At 61.6% G+C, this 1356-nt stretch carries 1 protein-coding gene and 2 pseudogenes; 2 read left to right on the forward strand and 1 reads right to left on the reverse strand.

Features of this window, described 5'->3' with window-relative positions; all coding sequences use genetic code 11:
- Window positions 1-312: pseudogene (locus tag FJ980_RS31955) on the forward strand (polysaccharide biosynthesis protein); the annotation flags it as partial.
- A gap of 218 nt (window positions 313-530) precedes the next feature.
- Window positions 531-1070 carry a sugar transferase gene (locus FJ980_RS31960; RefSeq protein WP_140547485.1) on the forward strand — a complete coding sequence of 180 codons (540 nt, stop codon included), beginning with the start codon at window positions 531-533 and terminating at the stop codon, window positions 1068-1070.
- Here FJ980_RS31960 and FJ980_RS35140 read toward each other — a convergent pair.
- Window positions 1058-1356 (reverse strand): annotated as a pseudogene (locus FJ980_RS35140) (epimerase); the annotation flags it as partial. The gene FJ980_RS31960 and the pseudogene FJ980_RS35140 sit on opposite strands and share 13 nt — an antisense overlap.

The raw sequence follows: 1356 nt of genomic DNA on the forward strand, positions 1-1356 counted from the left end.
TCCGGATAAAGCCCATACACGGACATCCCCATTCGCTTCACCGGAATCCGGCCGGGTGAAAAACTCCATGAATCGTTGCATGGTGAGGATGAGGAGCTGGTCGAACTCGGCATTTCCAAGATTTTTGGCCTGAGCACCGATGTCGCGGAATGGTCCGATGTCCAGGCGGCGCTTGCGGCCCTGCAGCAATCCGTGAAGAGCCAGGACAAGGCATCCTCGCTCGCTGTGCTTGCGGGTCTTGACCATACCAAGAAGGTAAGAGGGGACGTGCCTGAGGCCGTGATCCCGAAAGCGGCCGGGCAGGCGAACTGATGCTTCAAAAGACCCTGGCCTTCTTCGGCGCTTGAGCAATCTGCGCAAGAGCGGCATTTATCGGCGGACCTTCGGGACCCTGGGGCGCTGGCTGGCATTCCTCTGCTGGCGCATCCGAGCAGGCGAGGGGTCGAGCTTGGTCGAGCGATAGCCTCATGCTACGTCGAGCGGATTCGTATTTCGTCTTTGGTTTTGGCAACGAGCACTATCGGCGGTTCATGAAGACAGCCAAGCAAATCTTCGATCTTGCCGGCGCGGCGCTGCTGCTCCTGGTCACTTCACCCGTCCTGGCGCTCGCTGTCCTGGCTGTTCGTATATCGTCGCCCGGTCCGGCCATCTTTTCTCAAACGCGGGTTGGCCGCGATGGCGTGCTCTTTCGCTGTCACAAATTGCGCACGATGTATGTCGGCACGCCATCCTTGCCTTCGCACGAGGCGCCGGCGAATGCCGTGACGCCGGCCGGAAAGACCCTGCGGAAGTTCAAGCTCGATGAGCTGCCGCAGTTCTGGAATGTTCTGAAGGGCGAGATGAGCTTGGTCGGACCGCGTCCCTGTCTGCCGACGCAAACCGAGCTGATCGAGTGCCGCCGACGGCTGGGCGTTTCATCGGCGCTTCCCGGCATCACCGGCCTGGCTCAGGTCAAGGGCATCGACATGTCGCACACGGCCCTATTGGCCGAAACCGATGCCGACTATCTCAAGGTCGCCTCGATCGGCCTTGATCTTCGCATCCTGCTTGCGACGATTTATCCAGGTTGAGCTTGCCTGCTGCGCGCCGCGATTTCGCTTAGACGATCAAGCGTCGCTGTTTCCGGCAGCCAGCCCTGCGAGACGAGCAGGGAAGGGTCGCATATCTGTGTCGCCGTCATGCTTTCCCAAAACGCCCGCTTGCCTAGCGCCACCGCGGCCATCCGCATCAGGCTGGCCGGTACGGCAGCCAGGCGCACCGGCCGCCCAAGTCCCTTACGGAAGGCGCTTACGACGGCTGCCACCGACACCGGAGGCACATCGCTGGCTATATAGGCAGGGCTGAGCGGCCCCGGAT

This window comes from Mesorhizobium sp. B1-1-5, assembly GCF_006443065.1.
Classification (GTDB): Bacteria; Pseudomonadota; Alphaproteobacteria; order Rhizobiales; family Rhizobiaceae; genus Mesorhizobium.